The organism is Acidobacteriota bacterium, assembly GCA_035529075.1.
GTDB lineage: Bacteria > Zixibacteria > MSB-5A5 > GN15 > FEB-12 > DATKXK01.
Map to the genome: position 1 here is coordinate 159968 of DATKXK010000005.1, position 17642 is coordinate 177609.

At 60.3% G+C, this 17642-nt stretch carries 14 protein-coding genes; 3 read left to right on the top strand and 11 right to left on the bottom strand.

The window, feature by feature from the left end; genetic code table 11:
• Nucleotides 1-253 precede the first annotated feature (253 nt).
• Nucleotides 254-1117: a DMT family transporter gene (locus VMY05_01430; GenBank protein ID HUV29741.1), complete on the top strand. Its 864-nt coding sequence runs from the start codon at nucleotides 254-256 to the stop codon at nucleotides 1115-1117.
• A 54-nt stretch (nucleotides 1118-1171) separates the two neighbouring features.
• Here the strand turns inward: VMY05_01430 and VMY05_01435 are convergent, their stop codons facing one another.
• The 5 genes from VMY05_01435 to VMY05_01455 all read right to left on the bottom strand — a co-directional run bounded on the left by VMY05_01435 (nucleotide 1172) and on the right by VMY05_01455 (nucleotide 7305).
• Nucleotides 1172-2332: a glycosyltransferase family 4 protein gene (locus VMY05_01435; GenBank protein ID HUV29742.1), complete on the bottom strand. Its 1161-nt coding sequence runs from the start codon at nucleotides 2330-2332 to the stop codon at nucleotides 1172-1174.
• A gap of 186 nt (nucleotides 2333-2518) precedes the next feature.
• A complete protein-coding gene (locus VMY05_01440; protein HUV29743.1) occupies nucleotides 2519-4030 on the bottom strand; it encodes a cytochrome c3 family protein in 1512 nt (503 codons plus the stop codon).
• A 44-nt stretch (nucleotides 4031-4074) separates the two neighbouring features.
• A complete protein-coding gene (locus tag VMY05_01445) occupies nucleotides 4075-5028 on the bottom strand; it encodes a cytochrome b/b6 domain-containing protein (protein HUV29744.1) in 954 nt (317 codons plus the stop codon).
• A gap of 8 nt (nucleotides 5029-5036) precedes the next feature.
• Complete coding sequence (locus VMY05_01450) at nucleotides 5037-6095, bottom strand: hypothetical protein (GenBank protein ID HUV29745.1); 1059 nt, start codon at nucleotides 6093-6095, stop codon at nucleotides 5037-5039.
• Between the two features lie 7 nt (nucleotides 6096-6102).
• Nucleotides 6103-7305, bottom strand: a complete 1203-nt coding sequence (locus tag VMY05_01455; protein ID HUV29746.1) for a cytochrome c3 family protein — start codon at nucleotides 7303-7305, stop codon at nucleotides 6103-6105.
• Nucleotides 7306-7747: 442 nt separating this feature from the next.
• Between VMY05_01455 and VMY05_01460 the strand changes: the two genes are divergently transcribed.
• Complete coding sequence (locus VMY05_01460) at nucleotides 7748-9199, top strand: sodium/proline symporter (protein HUV29747.1); 1452 nt, start codon at nucleotides 7748-7750, stop codon at nucleotides 9197-9199.
• Here the strand turns inward: VMY05_01460 and VMY05_01465 are convergent, their stop codons facing one another.
• The 6 genes from VMY05_01465 to VMY05_01490 form a co-directional block, all read right to left on the bottom strand.
• Entirely contained in the window at nucleotides 9200-9916 is a 717-nt protein-coding gene (locus tag VMY05_01465; GenBank protein HUV29748.1) for an ABC transporter ATP-binding protein, read from the bottom strand. It abuts the gene before it with no gap.
• 56 nt (nucleotides 9917-9972) lie between these two features.
• The gene (locus VMY05_01470; protein HUV29749.1) at nucleotides 9973-11220 is read right to left on the bottom strand and encodes an ABC transporter permease; all 1248 of its coding nucleotides are present in this window, start codon (nucleotides 11218-11220) and stop codon (nucleotides 9973-9975) included.
• A 6-nt stretch (nucleotides 11221-11226) separates the two neighbouring features.
• Complete coding sequence (locus VMY05_01475) at nucleotides 11227-12462, bottom strand: ABC transporter permease (protein HUV29750.1); 1236 nt, start codon at nucleotides 12460-12462, stop codon at nucleotides 11227-11229.
• Between the two features lie 21 nt (nucleotides 12463-12483).
• A complete protein-coding gene (locus VMY05_01480; protein HUV29751.1) occupies nucleotides 12484-13584 on the bottom strand; it encodes an efflux RND transporter periplasmic adaptor subunit in 1101 nt (366 codons plus the stop codon).
• A gap of 241 nt (nucleotides 13585-13825) precedes the next feature.
• A complete protein-coding gene (locus tag VMY05_01485) occupies nucleotides 13826-15643 on the bottom strand; it encodes a M3 family oligoendopeptidase (GenBank protein HUV29752.1) in 1818 nt (605 codons plus the stop codon).
• 54 nt (nucleotides 15644-15697) lie between these two features.
• On the bottom strand, nucleotides 15698-17170 hold the full coding sequence (locus tag VMY05_01490; protein ID HUV29753.1) for an MFS transporter: 1473 nt from the start codon (nucleotides 17168-17170) through the stop codon (nucleotides 15698-15700).
• A gap of 132 nt (nucleotides 17171-17302) precedes the next feature.
• Between VMY05_01490 and VMY05_01495 the strand changes: the two genes are divergently transcribed.
• Nucleotides 17303-17605, top strand: a complete 303-nt coding sequence (locus VMY05_01495; protein ID HUV29754.1) for a Smr/MutS family protein — start codon at nucleotides 17303-17305, stop codon at nucleotides 17603-17605.
• The last annotated feature ends 37 nt before the right edge of the window (nucleotides 17606-17642 follow it).

Genomic DNA, 17642 nt, shown 5'->3' on the forward strand with positions numbered 1-17642 from the left:
GGCGGTGGGAAACCACCGTCTGTTCGGCTTCAGACTCTCGTGTGAGAACGGGGATACCGTTCTTCCTCTCGCAGATTAACCGGGTAGCACCACTTGTGGCGAAGGCGGTTTTGGATTACCTTCGCTGGCAATTGCATCATGACTGACCTTTCGGCTGGGGAACGAACTTGCGTACTGCAATGGATGACACCATAGCGCGACCGGCAGGTCCGGCGTGACCGTGCCTTCCGTTTCCAGTCACCTCGGTGAATTCATGGCTCTGAGCACGGCCGTCACCTGGGCCGTCGCCGTCGTTCTTTTCAAGAAGAGCGGTGAAATAGTCCACCCTGTCGGGCTGAATCTGTTTAAGAACGTGCTGGCGACCCTGCTTTTTCTCCCGACCATGTGGCTGTGGGGAGAAGCGCTGTTGCGCCCGGTTCCGATCGGCGACTACCTGCTCGTACTCGTCAGCGGCGCGCTCGGGATCGGGATTGCCGACACCCTCTTCTTCAAATGTCTGAATACGCTCGGCGCGAGTCTGACGGCCATTATCGATTGTCTTTACAGTCCCTTTACGATCGGTCTTTCCATGCTCTGGCTTGGCGAAAGCCTGAGCACGTGGCAACTCGTGGGAGCCATACTGGTTGTCTCCGCCGTGCTGACCGTGACTCGCGGAAAGAATTCGCACGGCGGTGACCGTCGCACCATTCTCCTCGGCGTGCTCTGGGGCGTTCTATCCGTGGCGGCCATGGCGGTCGGCATCGTCATGGTCAAACCGCTCCTGGACCGTTCGCCGCTGTTGTGGGTCACGGAGGTCCGCCTGCTCGGCGGCGTCGCCGTTCTGCTTGCCGTGTTGCTGTTTCACCCTTCACGTCGAAACATCGTCCGGTCGATCGTATCACGGCAGCGGTGGATTTACACTCTCTCAGGCTCTTTTATCGGCGCCTACGTTTCGATGATTCTCTGGCTGGCCGGGATGAAATACACCCAGGTATCGGTGGCGGCAGTCCTCAATCAGACCAACAACGTCTTCATCTTCATCCTTGCCGCGCTGTTTCTCCGGGAGAAAACTACAATCCTGCGGGTGATCGGAATCGTGCTGGGGGTCGGTGGCACGATACTCGTGACGTTTGGCTGAACTGTGAGCGGCCGTGAGGGCAGGCCGTCCCTGCGGCAGGGGGCCGGTTCCGGATCAGAGACCTATGGTTGCCAGGAGGCGTTCCCAGCCTTCGCACTCCGAAACATGTGAGTATTTTGCGATCGCGTCGTTTTCCGCCCGGGCGGCCATGCGGGCGGAGAACTCACGGTCAGTGACGTAGCGGCAAATGGCCGCACTTAGCGCCTCGTCGTCTCCCGGCGGAAAGAGCAGGCCGTTTTGTTCGGGCATGATCAGGTCAAGGGTGCCTCCCTCGCTGGTGCCGATCACCGGCAGGCCCGAGGCAAACGCTTCGATCGTCACCATGCCGTAGGTTTCTGATCGAGACGCGAGCACGAACATGTCAAAGGCGGCGAAGGCGTATTCGGGCCGGTCCTGGTGCGGCCGAAAGTGAACAAAGTCGCGCAGGTTGAGACTGTCGATCAGTTCATGCAGGTGCCCGGCATAGCCGGTGTTTTCCGAGAGGGTCTGGTCACCGATTACCGCGAGATGCAGCCGGTGTCCGGCTTGATGTACGCGGGCCAGTGCCCTGACGGCCGTATCCTGGCCTTTCTTGGGGTCGAGCCGGCCGATGATGCCGGCGAGCGGGACGCCCTCGGGCAGACCCAGCTTTCTTCGCGCGGCCGTTTTGTCGAGACGCTCGGACGTGAACTGTTGCAGTTCGATGCCGTGCGGAATAATATGGATTCTCTCGCGGGGGATGACCGTTTTCTCCAGGACCCTCGCGGCCAGCCACGGCAGGGGCGTGACCCAGGCGTCCAGGCGGCGGTGCATCCAGGCGTGGACCACGTCCTTTTTCGTCCCACCGACGTGCATGTGCTGGCAGTAAACGAGTTTGAAGCGGTTCGCGGAGATCAGCCCGGCCACGACCCCGAGAATGACGTTCCGGCTCTGGTGCAGCAACAATACCCCGACGTTGTCCGAACGTATCATGCGGGCCAGCCGATATGCGCTGACGGGATCGCCGTACGTAAACGGGGAACTGACGGCACGAACCGTGATGCCTGCGCTGAGCGCCCTTTGAGAAACGACGGAGTCCGGGCGTGCATAGAGCACGGTACTCCAGCCGCGCCCGCGCATCCAGCCCAGGAACCGTACGACGTTCATCTCAAGGCCGCCCCAGGCCGTTGAGGAACAGTACGATCCTATGGCGTAATCAGACGGCGGCGTTTTCACCGGTGCTGTTTCGTCCACCACTTGCAGGTCCGCCCTCGGGCATGGTTCACGGGTGCACCCACGTGCGCCCGCGCCGATTCTCTGCAACGCTAATATGGTCCTGCCGAAGGCCGCCCGTCAACGGCCAATTGCTGCGCAGGCCCGTATCGCGCCGTGATGGAGGGGTATCGGCCGGGTTCGCACGTCACCCGGCGACAAAGTAGCCGGTCAGTGACACTCGGCACAGACATCGGCGTTGATTACCGTCTTGCCGTGCTCGCTGACTGAATGGCAACTGGAGCAGGCCAGCTCCATGTCTTCTACGTGTGCCTGATGCGGCAGCTCGCCGTCTTCGTACCTGACCGTCTCGGGCTGGAGATAGCTGCCGTGGCAGAAGACGGTGCACGTGTTCTCGGGTTTGAGGCCGGCCCCGCGGTCTGGCGGTGAGTAGGCCGGATCAATGCCTTTCATCTCGGTTTCCAGCCTGTCAGCGCCGGTGTTGAGTATGGTCAGCGCGTAGGGGATATTATGCGGGATTCGCCCGTCGCGCACGAACAGGAAGTTGCCCTCGGCCGCGCTCAGGGCCTCCCGTGCCCTGGTTCTCGCCTTCTTGCCGCCGCCGATTGTTTTGAGGTCCGAGCGAAGGCGGGTCAGATACGCCTGATACTGTTCTATCACGTGCCTGGAGCCGACCAGCCAGGCGTCGAACATCAGGTCGAATCCCTTGCCGTGGCAGGTCACGCAAGCGGCGCGTTCGGCTTCTCGCTTGGCCTGACCCGAAAGAACCTCCCCTTCAGGAGTAACGTGGGTGTGGCATCCGGTGCAGGCAACCTGTTGTCGGAACATAACGCCGGGCATGTCCGCCGTGTTTTTCGCGCCGATCCCCATGTACAGTTGCTTCTTTCGGTTGTGCTGGTTCAGGTGGCAGGTCTCGCACCCGGTGTCGGTGGCGCCGGTCATCTCGTAATTGCCGTGTTCGATGTCGGAATGGCATTCGAAGCAGTCGATGCCGTTCGTCGTGACGTGGATGGCGTGGAGCTCCTCGCGGCTGTGCTGCTGTGGATCGCGCTCGTTGTGGCAGGCATGGCAGGTGCCGGGTACGAGCGACCCGTCACCTTCGACAATCCGCGTATGGCACTGCTTGCATTCGAAGCCGAGTTTCACGTACGGTTCGTGCTCGAAGGTGAACCCGTTGTGGCTGACGGGATCTTTCGGCATCCCGTGGCAGGCGTCACAGCCGGTGATGGCTTCCCCCAGGCCGGCGTCCTTGAAGTGGCAGACGAAACAGGCCTTGTCGTTGACGGTCAGGTGCGTGGAAGTCAGCTCCTCGTGCACGTGGACGAACTGGTTGTGGCAGGAGGTACACCGCAGCTTCTCGCCCCGGAGGGGTTTCTCCAGGTGGACGGCGTGATCGAACAGGATTCCCTGGCGGTATTCGGTCATCCCCATCAGCAGTCGCGCCTCGTGGCAGTCCGAGGCCAGGCACCCTTCATCCGGTACGTTGGCCCGGGGCCGCGGGTTGTAAGTGCCGGTGAGGTACGTGTACGTAGAGCGGGCAAGGTCGGCCATGGAATAGTCATGGCACCCTTGGCAGGTGACCTCGGAGTGGGTTGACGCCCGCCAGTACCGCACGAACGGGTCCAGATAGTGGCAGGTGTCGCAGGCGGCCGACTCGCGCGTCCCGTACGCGAGGGCAGCGATGAGCACGATGCAAAGGCCGCCAAGTATGCTCAGAAACATTACCAGGCCTCGACTATGCCGGCCAAGCGACCGGAGAAACCGCCTCATGACGCCACCTCCTTGTCGTCGACGCCGCTTTGTAGCTGTGCGGCCAGTTCCTGCCGCTCCGCCTGCAGGATTTCCGCGTATTCCAGGGGATGATGGTGTTTCATCTGGCTCTCCGTCAGCCGGCCGTGCCACCAGACCTTGCTCATGGGAAAGACTTCCGGGTTCAGGTGCACGTTGTAGAAATGCCAGATGACGATGGCCAGGGTGGCGAGCAGACCCTCGTCGGAGTGTGCCTCGCGCGCGATGTCGTACCCGTACTTGGGAAACATCTCGCTGAACCAGAGAATGATGCCGGACCCGATCATGATCACCATACCCCAGTATACGGCCCAGTAGTCGAATTTCTCGATGAACGAGAACCGGCCGGACCTGGACCCGTGTGACCGACGGCCAATGAAGTACATCACGGTATGATAGAAGTCGATGACGTCGCGCGGCCGCGGTATCATGAGGATGAAATCACCCCGGCCCACCCGAGACAGCGTGGAGTACAGCAGATGCCAGATTCCCACGAGGATCAGGCCGACCGCTCCGATGCGGTGAACGAGCGACGAGTTCTCCAGGCCGCCGAACAAATCCACGATGATGAACTTCGAAACCCCGAATTCCGGGAACTTGAGCGGGATCCCGGTGATGATGAGCAGGATGACGGAGGTGAACAAGAGAACGTGCTGGCTGCGGAAGTTCAGCCCGAAACGGACAAAAGTGCGCTCCGCCGCGGCCTCTTCGGGAATGCGCTTTCTCCCGGGGCTGTATTTTGTGACTACCTCGTTGAGCGCCACGTTGGTTTCGAACTCGAGACGCTCGCTGATCTCGGCGGCGGTCTTTTTCAGCGCTTCCTCCGGCGTGTCGGGGTCGGTCAGGGGGGCGGCTGATTCGATGATGTTCTCCGTCAGCTGTTCGATCAGCCGGCGGCGCTCGGACAGTTTCTGCGAAGTCTGGTCATCCATGGCTCAGGCTACTTCCCCTTCTGGCCCGACGCCTTCGCCCGCCGGAAAAGGTCAAGGATGATAAACAGGAACAGCCCGCCGAGCGTCGACACCGTCAGGATGGTGAAGAACCGTGTAATGTAGTAGAGGATGCCGGACTTCTTGCTGGTGGGATCGATGTGAATTCTGCCCGAAGCGAAACGGGGACTTGCCTCGGGATGACATTCGGGTTTGCCGCAGGTCTTGACGATGTTGTCCGGATGGACCGAGGACCTGGGATCGTCATCAGGGTGAATATCGTGGTATCCGTGGCACGAGCCGCAGTTGGCCACGGTCCTGTTACCCAGGGCGGTGGCCACGCCGTGGAAGGAGTGTTCGTAGGTGGAGACGCGGTCCGATTCGATACCGTACTTGGAGCCCACTCCTTTGGATCCGTGGCAGCCCGAACACGTGCGGACAAGATCCCGCCCGGCAAGCAACGACTCAGCGCCGCCCGCGCTCTTGATTCCGTGTTCGCCGTGGCATGAAGAGCAGTCGGGTGAATCCTGGTTCCCCTCCTGGAGTGCCTGGCCATGGACGGACTGGCTGTAGGCGGCAAAGGTTTCGATATGGCACCGGCCGCACGTCCTGGGCCGGTTCACCTTGTAGACTCGGGATTCGGTCGCGCCGGTCGGCAGAACGTCGTGCGTTCCGTGACAATCCTGGCAAACGGGGGCGTCCGGGTTGCCCCGGAGGACCTCAAGGCCGTGGACCGACTGCTCATACTCGTCATAAAAGTCGCCGTCGGGGGCGCCGACGGGATTCCCGGAGTAGTGGCACCGCCGGCAATCGACCTTCCTGGCCCGCTGGTGAGGAATGTCGACGATATCAACGTGGCAATCCGTGCAGGCTCTGGCGGCGTGAACGGATGACTTCAGGATGGACTCGTCGACGTGCAGGGGTATGCGACGACCGGTCTCCTCGACCCGGGCCAGATCCTGCTTTCCGTGACAGATCATGCACTTCGGCATGGCCAGCAACCCGTCACCCGTCGGCAGCAGGATGGCGCCGGCGCAGAGGAAATACGCCACGATGTGATGAGCTCGCACCGCGTTCTCACTCCACTCTTGTTACGCGGCGGCGGTACTCCAGAACCCGGAAGAGCACAAAGGCGACAATGATGATGGTGATGAACCAGATGTAAAACTTCCGTACGTAGAATTCGCCGCCGGATTCGACGTCGCTGGCCGAGGTGTGCACCTGGCTGTGGGCAAAGTCCGCCGGCAGCCCCTCATGACACTTGCCGCACGTCAACTCGATGTTGGCGGCGTTGATCAGCGACCGTGAGTCCGATTGCGGGAAGATGTCGTGGGCGCCGTGGCAGGAGGCACAGTTGGCGGCCCGCGTCTCGCCGAACTCGGTAACCACCCCGTGGTAGGACTCCTTGAACGTCTTGATCCGGTCCGCCTTCAATCCGAATTTCGCCACCAGGGCCTCGGAGGTGTGACAATCGGAACAGGTGGTGGACACGTGGGTTGCGTAGACACGCGAGGCCGGGTCGTCGTGCGCTCGAATGTTATGCTCACCGTGGCAGTTGGTACAGGTCGGAGATTCCAGGACGCCTGCGGCCAGCGCCGTGCCGTGCACCGACTCGGCGTAGGTTTCGGAAATCTCCCCGTGACACCGTCCGCACGTCCCCGCGATGTGGCTCTTGTAAATCGGACTTTCCGGCTCGTCCGAGGGGAAGAAGGAGTGGCTGCCGTGGCAGTCGACGCAGGCGGGAGCCGCCATGTTGCCGTCGATGAGCAGCGTCTTGCCGTGTATCGATTGCTCGTACGCGCGAATCATCCCGGGATCGGGAACGTCAGTGAACTTGCCCGTAACAGACTCGTCGGCATGACACTTCACGCAGATCGAAACCGAGTTGCGATGGTTAGTCCGCGACCGCGGATCGTCTACCGGAAGCAGGTCATGGCCGCCGTGGCACGTAACGCAGGTGGGGAGGCTTTCGACACTGACCGAGCGCCCGGCCACGTGGGGCGACCGATTGTACCCCTTAGCCTCGTCCTGGTGGCAACTCGCGCAATAAACAATGCGATTGCCGCGGTGCGGTTCACCGCTACTGACCTGATGACAATCGCTGCACCCGATGTCGCGATGGACGGAGGCGGCCAGCACCGATGTGTCGACCGACTGTGCATTCTGCTGGTCTGCCGGCGGCTGTGGGTTGTGACAGAACAGGCAAGCTCGATCCTGTCCGCATACTCCGGCGGCGAGCAACAGGTAGCTGGCAATGATTATCAGTGTTCTGAAGATCACGTTTTACACTCGGCAAGTTACGCATTTCACGAATAATGGTAAATATATCGGAATTATTCGCCAGTGTGCAACAGTTTTTTGGCGCTGATTAGCTCGTTGGCGTGCAGGTAGTTATGGAAGCGTCTAAGCGGGCAAAGTAGGTCGGATTAGGTTATGATGACCTGCGGAACATCGATTGAATTGAACCCTTTTCGAAACTCCCCCGGTCTGATCGAACCGGCAGGTTCCAACCTCGGCCGGACGGCCCGTGTGGCACCGTCGACGGCGCGCTTCTACAGGCCTCATGGTTGCATTATCGCGTCGTGCGGTGGGCGCAGAGCATGTGCCTGAGAAAGGGATTTTAATTGACTTGATCCGGCTGCGGCTGGATGTTGAAGATCGTTTCCCGGATCGAATATCCACGCTGCATTCGTGCGGCCTGCCGACGTGCAAGGAGTAGACAGTGCAATTCAATCCCACCCTGGCCATCTCGTTTCTGGTTTACACGGCAGGGATCATAACCATCGGCCTGTACTCGTCGCGACTGAGGCGGAAAACCACCGACGATTTCGTCCTGGCCAATCGTGAACTGGGCCCTTGGGCGTCGGCTCTGTCGGCCTCGGCCAGCGCGGAATCCGGGTGGGTAATGCTCGGGCTGGTCGGTACGGCCTTCACCGTGGGCCTTTCGGCGCTGTGGATCATGGTCGGCATAGGGGCCGGCTATCTGTTCAACTGGTTTGTGATCGCCGAGCGCCTCAGACGCAGCACGCGCGAGAGCGGCGCCGTGACGCTGGTGCAGTTTATCGCCCACCGATTCGGTAAAGGTTCCCCGGCCCTGCGTTACATACCTGTGATTATCATCACCGCCGCCATGCTCGGTTACGTGGCGGCCCAGATGAACGCGGCCGGCAAGGCCTTCGAAGCCGTGTTTTCATTACCTTACTGGATCGGTGTCCTGGTCGGCGCGGGCATCATCCTGGCCTATACCGTGACCGGCGGTTTTCGGGCCGTCTGCTGGACGGACATTGTCCAGGCGACGTTCATGGTAGTCGCTCTGATCGGGATGCCCGTCATTCTGGCCGTGAAGGTGGGTGGATACGCCGAGGTTGTCAGCCGGTTGAGCCCCTCGGCTCCGGAATTGTTTTCGTTCACGGGTGGCAGGGCGGGCCTGGCCCTGTTGGGGTTCGTCGTCGGCATGCTGGGAATCGGTCTGGGCTACCCCGGACAGCCGCACGTTCTGGCCCGGTTCAAAGCAGCCAGGGATACGGCGGCTATCCGAAGAGGAAGATTCATATCGCTTAGCTGGTTCCTGCTGGTGTATCTGGGTGCGATTTTGTTCGGTCTGTTTGCCCGCGCATACTTCGGCACGCTGGGTGACCCCGAACAGGCCCTGCCGCTGGCCTGTGGTGAATTCCTGCCTCCGGTCATCGGCGGCTTCGTCGTTGCGGCCATCGTTTCGGCCATCTGCTCGACCGCCGATTCCCAGTTGATTGTTGTTTCAACCATTCTCTCGAGAGACGTGTTCGGATACGCCAGGGGAGCCGGCGGGACCGAGGGCACGCGGTACCAGGCGCTTGACCGCTGGACTCTCGTGATCCTGGCTCTGATCTCCGTGCTGTTTGCAGTGAGCGAGAACCGCGTCATTTTCACATTCGTTCTGTATGCTTGGGGAGTGTTGGGAGCGGCGTTCGGACCGGTCGTCATCCTGGGCCTTACCTGGAGAAAGGCCACCAAAGCCGGGGCCATTGCGGGCATGGTTACGGGTACGGCGGTGGCCGTGGTGTGGAAGGAGATCAGCGCCCTCAGCGGGGTGCTCTATGAACTGGTGCCGGCCTTCGTGCTGGCCTTTCTGGCGGTGGTGGTAGTGAGCCTGCTCACGCAGCAGGCGCGTGCGGAATCTGCCGGACCGAACTGATCAGCCCGGCGTGCCGGCCGGCAGAGAGTCGGAGCGGCCTTGTTGCTGCGCGTTGCCGTCAGTATCGATCATGCCGTCCTTCAGCCTTATTATCCGTTCCGCCCGACTGGCGATGGACTGATCGTGGGTAATGACAACGATGGTCTTGCCGGTGCTCCACAGCTCACAGAACAGCGTGACGATTTCGGCGCCCGAGGCTGAGTCAAGGTTGCCGGTCGGTTCGTCGGCCAGTATTATCTGCGGTTCGTTGGCCAGAGCACGGGCAATGGCTACGCGCTGCATTTCCCCTCCGGACAATTCGGTCGGTTTGTTGGCCGCTTTATCGGCCAGGCCGACCCTGGCCAGAAGATCGGTAACGCGCTCTCTGCGCTTCTTGTCGCTCACCCTGGCGAACAGCAGGGGAACCTCGACGTTCTCGAATGCGGTGGCGTACGGAAGCAGGTTGAACGCCTGAAAGACGAAACCGACATCCCGGTTGCGTATGTCCGCCAGGTCGTTTGATGAGAGCTTGTTGACAAGCCGGTCGCCCAGGCGATACTCACCGGACGTCGGAACGTCCAGGCAGCCCATGATGTTCATCAGGGTCGACTTGCCCGAGCCGGAGGGACCGATCACGGCGATGAACTCACCCCGGTTGACCAGCAGGTTGATCCCCTTGAGCGCTCTGAACGTCACTGTGCCCGTCGTGTATACCTTGGTCACCTGTCTCAGCTTCATAATGCTCTGCATGGCTCTATGTCCTGTCTGCTTGCCTTCACCTGTTCGTAACGCCTCTATTCGTAGCGCAATGATTCGGCGGGGTTTATCGAGGCCGCCCGCATGGCAGGAAACAGCCCGGAGAGCAGCCCCATCAGGCCGAGAATGGCGACTACGATCAGGCCGACTTCTAGCGAAATAGTGGGGCGACCCATCAGGTCCAGTATCGACGACTCCATCGGAATACGTTTGAAGCCTTCGGTCAGAATGTAGGAGACGGCCATACCGAAGGCGCCGCCGGCGAAGGTGATGATCAGCGCTTCCAGCAGAAACTGGGTCAGCACGAGACTTCGACGCGCACCGACCGCCATCTTGACGCCGATTTCCCGGGTCCGCTCCTTTATCGACACGTACATGATGTTGGCGACACCGACGCCGGCTACCAGCAGGGTAAGAAAACCGATTATCCCCAGAAACATCTTGATGCCGGTCATGATGTTGTCAAACTCTTTGGAAAAGGTCACCGTATTCCAGCTTGAAATGGCCCGGTCATCGTCGGGATCAAACCTGTTCTTATCCGCCATGGCCTGATAGATCTTGCGCTCGACGGCCGCCATCCGGTCCGGATCCTTCGTCTGGTACACGATATAGTCAAGCCAGGGATCGCCGAAGATCGCCTTGAACGTGGTGGCCGGGATGGCCAGCACGTCTTCATCCATACCCTCATAGTTGCTCATCTGCAGTTTTTCAACCATGACGCCGACAACGGTGAACGGAATGGCGCCGACCGTAATCTGTTTGCCCACTGCGTCCTCGTCCCCGAACAGGCGTTTTTCCAGTTCGGAGCCGAGAAAAGCCACGCGCCGCCGCTGTCGCATGTCCGTCTCGTTGATCATGCGGCCGCCCTGCTGCGGGATGTGGCACCGCATTTGTTCGTAGTTCGGAGGTACGCCGGTGACGTGCTCCTGGACCACGTTATCGCCGTAGCGGATCTTGACGCCCCAGCGGGAATATTCGCCGCCTATACTCTTGATTTCGGGGATGCGCTCGGCAAGGTACGCCGGATCCTCCGCGAAGAGGCGGATGCGACGACCTTTGCCCATCCCCTTGTACGGTATGGACGTCTGGCCGGACCAGATGATGCCGATATTGTCGCCCAGCCCCTTGCGGTTTATGATGAGCTGCCGGTGAAGGCCTTCGCCAAAGGCCAGGAGCATCATGATGGAAATCGTTCCCCAGGCCAGCGCCATGACGGTGAGCGTGATCCGTTTCTTCTGGCTCTGAAACTCGCGGACAAAAACGTTGTATATCGCCGACGGTCGCATGACTGCCTAAAACAGCTTCAAAGCCTGGACGGGTTGCAGGTTCGCGGCCCGGCGCGCGGGGAAAATCCCCGCTACAAAGCCGACGATCCCAAGGACGAAAGTGACGAAGAGACCGATGAAAACGTTGACGCTGGGCACACCGATAAAATCTTCGAGGCCGGCGGTCGGCACCAGCGAAACGAGGAGCCAGGCGAAAATAAACCCGAGCACGCCGCCCACGGCCGTGATCAGAAGCGTTTCCAGGACAAACTGGAACATGATCATGCTCTTACGCGCCCCCAGCGCCATCTTGATGCCGATCTCCTTGGTCCGTTCCTCCAGCACCACGTTCATGATGTTGGAGACGCCTATACCGCCCGTGATCAGGGTCGTGACCCCGATCCCGACCAGGAACCATCGGAATGCGGTGAAGAAGGTGCGGAGAAAGGCGAACCCCCGGGAAGTATCCCACACCGTCAGCGCCTCCCGGTCGCCGGGGTCAAACCTGTGGCGGGCACCCATGATCTCGAAAACTTCTCCGAGCGCGGCGTTCATGGAGAACTCCGGTTTGGCCTGCAACACAAAATTGTTCACGAAACGCACCGTGTACATTCCTTCGAACGTTGTCGACGGAATAAACGCCTGGCGGCTGTCACGGCCGCCGTAGGACGAGTTCTGCCTTTTTTCCTTCATCACGCCGATGACGGTAAAGGGCATGCCGCCGATGAGGATGCGTTTGCCGACGGCGTCTGATTGGCCGAACAGGTCGCTCTTGAGAATGTTGCCGATAAACACGACGCGGCGGCGGCGCTCGATATCACTGGCATTGATGAAACGGGACCCGGTCTGCGGGATGAGGTTGCGCATGATGCCGAATTCCGGCCACACACCGACCACGGATTGCCGGCTCACGTTGGATCCATACTTCAGGGGAACACTCCCGGCCCGGTATTCCGGGGAGATGTAATTAACCGTCCGGGCCGACTGCTTGATTACACGGACGTCCTCAGCGGTCGACCGGATCCGCCGTCCCGTGGGCAGCCCCTGGTAAACCTTGCTGGTCACGCCGCCAAAGAAGATGGCGATGTCTTCACCCAGGCCCTTTTGAGACTTGATCTGCGCGTCGCCGATACCCCGGCCGAAGGCAAAGAGCAGAACAATCGAGCAGCTTCCCCAGAACATGCCGAACATGGTCAGGGCGCTGCGCATCTTCTGGCGCCGCACGTCGTTGATAAACTGCCTTATGGTTATGAGCGGAAGCATAGAACCAGGTTCCCCCTGCGGTTAATCAAAGGGCCTGATCTCGCGCGGCGGCCGTTCCACTATCAGTTCACCCTCGGCAAGACCGCTGGTGATCTCGACCGTGATTCCATCGGACAGCCCGATGACCACGTCGCGCCGGGCGATGTTGCCGAGTGAATCCTGTACCTCCACCGTCGTCGAGGAGTCGGTCATGGTCACGAGACGCTCGGGAATGACCAGGACGCTTTCGCGTTTGGAGATGATTATATCGGCGTTGGCGCTGTAGCCGGCCCGCAGGAACTCGCGCCCGAGATCGTCAAACACGATCTCGACGTCGAACACGGTGGCGCCCTCCTGTCTCCTGGCTTTGGGCGAGATCCTGGTCAGGTTGCCGCTCAGCCGGCTGCCCGGCAGGGCGCCGACCTCGATCTCGACGGGCATTTGCAGGGCCAGCTTGCCGACGTCGATTTCGTCCACGGTGCCCTTGAACATCAGGTCATCCATCTGTGCCAGTGTCATCAGTTCGGTGCCGGCCTGGTACGAGGTCAGCGGCACGACCGGGTCGCCTTCCTCGACGTGCATGGACAGGACGGTGCCGTCGATGGGCGATTTGATGATGTTATCAATGGACCGGTCGGCCACGCGCGTCTCGCCGGAGTCGATCAGGGCCAGTTTCTCCCTGGCCAGCTTCAGGCGCAACTCGGCCTCATCATAGTCGGCTTTCTTTGACTCGTACTCCTGCGTCGATATGAGCTGCTTGTCCAGCAGCGACCGGGTGCGTTCAAATTCCTGCTGGACGTTCCTGAACAAGACCTGCGCCATCTCGACCTGTCGCCTGGCCTCGGCAAACTCCAGAGGGGTGGGATCGGGGGCGATGTCAAACAGAGGGTCGCCGGCGCTCACCCTGTCGCCGACGTCGACGAAGGTTTTTCTGACTATGCCCGAGATCTTGGATTTGACGGCAATCTCGTTTTCCGGTTCGATCTGCCCGATAGCCAGCGCTTTGTCGATTATCGTTCCGCGGCTGACGGTAAGGGTCTTGTTCCCACCATTCTTGTCCGCGGTACCGTTGCTTACGATGAAAAAGATGACAGCGGCAATGATCACCAGCGTGATTACGCCGATGATGGTTTTCTTGATCATACTTTGACTCTCCCGTCAATGTCCTCAACTGCCATACATATACACTTACGTTCGGGGCTCCCGGGTTGTTTAGATTCTATAATTGTAGCGGCTGGACGTCCCGCGCCGTCCACCGCCATCGAATGGACCGGTCAGCATCCGGTGGGGTTGCAGAATTCCCGGGTGGCCGTCAAGCGAAGCGCAACCCGCTGGCTGGTAAAGGCTTCCGATCATGCGACGCTTGGTGCGACCTTGCTCTCAGTTATTGGGCAGTCCGCGCAAGTTCGACAAATGTATCGACATCACCCAGAGCCCGACGGACGGCATCGGTCCAGAACTGCTCACCGGTCAGGTCAACCCCGAGATGCCTGGCTGCCGCCTCCTCCGTTGTCATGCTGCCGGAATCGCGGAGCAGGGCGCGGTACTTCTCCTCGAAGGCGCGGCCTTCCTTTTTTGTCCGATCGTATACACCGCCCGCGAACAGGTATCCGAAGGTATACGGGAAGTTGTAGAACGGCTGGTCCGTGAGGAAGAAGTGCAGCTTTGACGCCCAGAACAGCGGGTGGTAGCCCGACTCGTCAAGCAGAGAGCCGAAGGCCCGTTCTTGCGCGTCCACCATCAACTCGCACAACCGGTCCTTGCTGACCACTCCGTTCCGGCGTTCCGCCAGGAAGGCGTGGTCGAACAGGTAGCGGCAGTGGATATCAGTGAAGAAGGTGTACGGCTGCTGCAACTTCTGGTCGATCAACATGAGTTTTTCCAGGGGGTCGCGGCACGAATCGAGGGCGGCGTCGGTGACAAGCATTTCGGTGAAGATGGAGGCCGTCTCGGCCAGCGTCATGGGGTACAGGCTGGCCAGAAACGGCGTGTCCTTGAGCACGTGCTGATGATAGGCATGGCCGAGTTCGTGCGCTATGGTGAGCAGGTTTTCATATGTGCCCGCATAGGTCATAAAGATGCGGCTCTGTCTTAGCGGCCCGGTGCCGGTGCAGTATCCGCCGGCCGCCTTGCCCGGCCTGTTCTCGGCCTCGATCCAGCGCTTGTCGACGGCCATCTGGAAGAAGTCGGCCATCGGCTTCGAAAAGTCCCGCACGTTCTCAACAATGAAGCCGACCGCTTCATCGAAGGTGTACGAGCGGTCGACCTTGCCGCACGGCGAAAACTGATCGTACCAGCGGTACTTGTCGATTCCGAGCAGCTTCTTCTTTGCCTCGACGTAGGGGCCCAGCTTTTGGGTCTCACGCGCAATCACCGCCCACATGGCGTCCAGGGACTCCTGCCTGAGGCGGCAGGTCAGCAGGGGCTCGAACAACGGCGAGTCCCACTGCCGTCGCTCGTACAGGGAGAGCCGGAATCCGGCCAGCGCGTTCAGGGTCATGGCCGCCAGGTCGGCCCGGGACTGCCAGGCCTGGGTCATCTTGTCAAACGCCTGCTGCCTGACCCGGCGGTCAGGATCGGACATCTTGGCGGCCAGTTGTCCCAGCGATAGGGTGCTTGATTCGCCGTTCCGGCTGAACTCAACCGTCTGGTCGCCAGCCATCTTGTCGTACAGCCGATTCCAGGCATGATAGCCGTTTACACCGAGGTCGAGCGCGAGCGACTCCAGCTCAGCAGGCATTTTCTTTCCTGCCACGTAGCGCAGCTCGTTCAGAGAGAAGCGGATGGGCTTGAGGCCGTCGGATGATACCAGCTTCTCCCACTCGTCGTCCGGTTGCTGCAGCGACAGAGCCTCAAGCTCGGTCTTGAGCTTTTCGACCTCCGAATAGTACAGGTCCCCTTCGGCCTCAATCGCATGCGCCGCGCCATCGCCGACGTCCTGCGACGTCAGGCATTGTGAGAAGGACATGACGAGGTAAACATCCTGCGTCACGGATTGCAGAAGCAGGATGGCCTCCTTCCACTTTGCCGCAGTGGAAGCATCCAGGACGCGCGGAAGGCTGTCGAACCTGTCGCGGGCGTCGGCCAGGGCCGCTTTTACTTTATCCCGGAAGGCCTTGAATTCCTTTGATTTCGAACCGCCGGGGAAAATCGACTCCAGGTCCCACGTCGGCGCCGGAAATTTCTTGGTCGCATCAGCCATGAACGTACTCTCCAGTCTATATGGCCGCAGGCAATATCTGCGGCAGAATGTCCGCTATATGTCGGGTGCCTCGTGTTTCTTGACCCAGCGCGCGTAAAACAGCATGGCCGCCGCCGAGATAATGCCGATGACCGCAAAACGGTACCACAGCTCGTACGGGTGGTAGATGTTCCAGAGCATCTGGGTCGCCTCGGCGTGGGTCTTGCCGGTAACTTCAACCAGCGTGTTCATGGCCTCGGGCCGTGTCACGCCCGTAACGTCGAAATTCTTCTGAAGGTAGTCGATGGCCAGGTTGGCCTTGTCGCCCATGTCGTCATAGGCGTGGCCGGCGATAATCGAACCGAGTCCCCAGCCGATCCCCTGCGGCACGTTGGCGTAACCCATGTACAGCCCCTTTTCACCGTCGGGTGCGATGACGCCGAGGTATTCGTTCATTTTCGGCGAGGACAGCATCTCGCCGACGGAGAAGACGAGAATGCCCAGCACGCAGAAATAGCCGCTGTGAGTGAAGCCGGCCAATACCAGCCCGATCGAGGCGATCACGATGCCGATGAAAATGGAGTGAGTTCGCCGCATACGGGAAACCAGCCAGTTTATAACCACCACCAGCAGGATAATCAGGCCCGGGTTGGCGTTGATCATCCACTCCTGTGAGAGCTGGGGACCGCGAACGGAATTTAATTGCAGCATGAATCCCGGCAGGTGCAGATCCCTGACGAGTTTGGAACTGTCGACCCAGTCGACGATGAAGTTGGGGAGCATGTCAAACAATTGCATGAACATCAGCCAGAAACCGGACATGATCGCAACGAAGACGATCAGGCGGAGGTTGAAGAACTTGGTGATGGTTGTCCCGAGGGTTTTGAAAAACCCGCTCGTTCGATCTCCGCCGGCCGGAACCTCCCGGTAGGTCAGTAGCATCAGGAAGTTCAGCGATACGGTGATGGCACATCCGTAAAAGACCGCCGGCCAGGAGATTCCGTACAGGAAGTGCGCCATGGGCGGTCCGAGAAAGCCGCCGATGTTTACCAGCATGTAAAACGTTCCCCAGCCGACCGACGAGTTGCGCTTGGTCAGCACCCGGCACATGGTGCCCTGAACGCCCGGTTTGAAAATGGCCGTTCCCAGGGCCAGCGTGCAGCACCCCAAGAGAAACGGGTAGTACTCCCGCTGCGTGGCCATCAGAACGTATCCGAGCATCTTGATGACCACGGACACCGCAATGGTTTTCTTGAAGCCGTAGCGGTCGGCAAAGCCGCCGGAAATCATGGGGACCAGCGATTGCACCAGCGCCCACCACAGGAAGATTTCTCCCTTCTGGATGGCCGTGAAGTGCAGCCCGCCAATCTCGTCGGCCTGGGCGATATAGATCGGAATGACTACGCGCACGCCGTAGTACGCGAGGCGTTCGAACATCTCCATGATATTGACCATCCAGAACGGCCGGCCGAGCGTGCCGAGTTGACTGCCGAGCCCCTCTCTGGCCAGCTTTGCCTGGGAAGCAGCAATGGGTGAAGTTGTTGACATCAGGATTCCCCGGTTGTACTGTTACATTTGAAGATTCCAAGATACACCGCCGGCGCGATCCGTCAACCGCAAAGACGGTATCCGCTCAGGAAAAGCGCCTTGCGGCGGTGCGGTGACCGCGATGACCAGGCCATGAGCACTGATCCTGACGATCCTGTAGAGTTTCCCATAGATGGTACGCTTGACCTGCACCAGTTTTCTCCCGAGGAGACTCGGGAAGTGGTGCGCGAGTACATCCGGGTGTGCCTCGAGAAGGGTATCCTGAAGCTGCGGCTTGTCCACGGCAAGGGCATCGGGGTTCAGCGGCGGATTGTCCGCGGCCTGCTGGCCTCGCACCCCGATGTCGCCTCGTACCACCACGAAAGCGGGTCGGGCGGAGGCTGGGGGGCGACCGTCGTCGACCTTCGGCCGCGCGGGGACAACTCAGGCGAATAGAAAAGAAAGGCCCTCTCGGGGGAGGGCTTTTCTCTTG